Annotated in this window: 1 protein-coding gene; it reads left to right on the top strand. The window is 44.2% G+C overall.

The features are described from left to right. Positions 1 to 370: 370 nt before the first annotated feature. Positions 371 to 1,914 (top strand): MobQ family relaxase (mobQ, locus tag K245_RS0121495; RefSeq protein WP_027360805.1); only part of this gene is annotated, 1,544 nt, incomplete at its 3' end.

The following is a 1,914-nucleotide window of genomic DNA, read 5'->3' as shown; positions in this document are numbered from 1 at the left end:
AAATATGATCCTGCAAGAATCTTTCGTCTTGTATCTATTTTCTTTGCATGGCTTCTTTCCATAGCTTCAAGCTTTGTTACTTTTGCCTTTAGCTGCTGTATCTGTTCCTGTCTTGAAATCGCCTTACGTTTTTTATTTGCCTTTTCCTCTGTCATATATATCCCCCTAATAAATTATGGTTTAATTTTTTTCGTACATTAGCCTGATAATCTTTAAAAATCAATTGAAAATAATTACGACTGGTGCTACTCATAAAACCAATGAACGAAGTGAAGAAGGGCGCGTTTATACATTGCTTCGCAATGTCATTTTAATTTACCCACTGAAAAATATTGACAATATTAACATTTAAAGCCCCTAAAAACTAAAAATGGCAGTCTATATTCTAAGCTCAAAAATCATAAGCAGAAACACAGGCAGAACAGTTACCGGAGCTGCGGCTTATAGAGCTGGTGAAAAAATCCTTGATGAAAGAATGAATCAGACATGGGATTTCACTAAAAAGAAGGGGATTGACCACTCAGAAATACTGGCTCCTGACAATGCTCCTGAATGGGCTTATGATCGGGAAAAACTCTGGAACGAAGTAGAGAAATCAGAAAAAAGAAAAGACGCTCAGCTTGCCAGAGAAATACAGGTTGCCCTGCCGATAGAACTCACAAACGAACAGAAAAAAAATCTGATTAAAGAATTTGCAAAAGATAATTTTGTCGAAAAAGGCATGATTGCCGATGTGTGTCTCCACGGCATAAGCGGAGAAAACCCACACGCTCATATAATGCTGACAATGAGGGACATAACCGCTGAAGGATTCGGCCAAAAAAACAGGGACTGGAATAGAAAAGAGCATCTTCTTAAATGGCGCGAAGGCTGGGCAAAATATGCAAACAACCATCTTGCCCTTGCAGGCCATGAAGTTACAATAGATCATCGCAGCAATGCAGACCGCGGAATTCCGCTTGAACCACAGCCCAAGTTAGGGCCTTTGAAACATATGAGTCCGGAGGACAAGGCCGAAACAGACCGGATGCAGGAATATCTTGAGACTTGCAGAAGGAATGGCGAAAAAATCAAGGCCAATCCTGAAATAGCGACGGATCTTTTCAGCCGCAAACAGGCCATATTCACTGAAAATGATATTTTCCGTCTTGCAAACACATACAGCGCAGACAAGGAGCAGTTTGACGAGGTTGTTTCCGCAATAAAAAACTCTCCGGATCTCGTTCTTCTCGGAGCCGGGGAAAACGGCAAAGAACGTTACACCACACGCCAGACTCTCGAAGCAGAAAACTCCATGCTCTCAAAATCGGAGCAGATGGCAAAGGCTCACGGTCATAAAGTCAAAAATAAATATCAGAAACAGGCCAAGGCCAGCAGAACTCTTGCTCCGGAGCAGGTGAAGGCATTCGATCATATTCTTTCAAGCGGGGATATGTGCTGCGTGGTCGGATACGCGGGAACAGGCAAGAGCTATATGCTTGACGCGGTCAGGGAGGCTTACGAGGCTGGAGGATATACAGTAACAGGAGCGGCACTCGCGGGAATAGCGGCCCAGGGACTTTTCGAGTCTTCAGGAATACCAAGCCAGACGATAGCAAGAAGACTTCTTGATCAGGAGCAGCGCAGAAGCGAGCTAACAAAAAAGCATGTTTTGGTGATTGACGAAGCCGGAATGGTCGGAACGCGCCAGATGAACGCCCTTATCTCACATGCCCATGAAAAGGGCGCAAAGGTTATTCTGGTTGGAGACGGAATGCAGTTGCAGCCCATAGAGGCCGGAGGAGCCTTCAGGGGAATTTATTCCAGAACCGAAGGCGTTAACCTGACAGAAATCCGGAGACAGAAAGAAGGCTGGCAAAAAGAAGCCACAAAATACTTTGAAGAAGGCAAATCAAATGCCGCCCTGAATCTCTA

Source organism: Desulforegula conservatrix Mb1Pa (genome assembly GCF_000426225.1).
Lineage (GTDB): Bacteria > Desulfobacterota > Desulfobacteria > Desulfobacterales > Desulforegulaceae > Desulforegula > Desulforegula conservatrix.
Note: the sequence above shows the minus strand (reverse complement) of the source record. Positions and strands in the feature narration are given on the sequence as shown.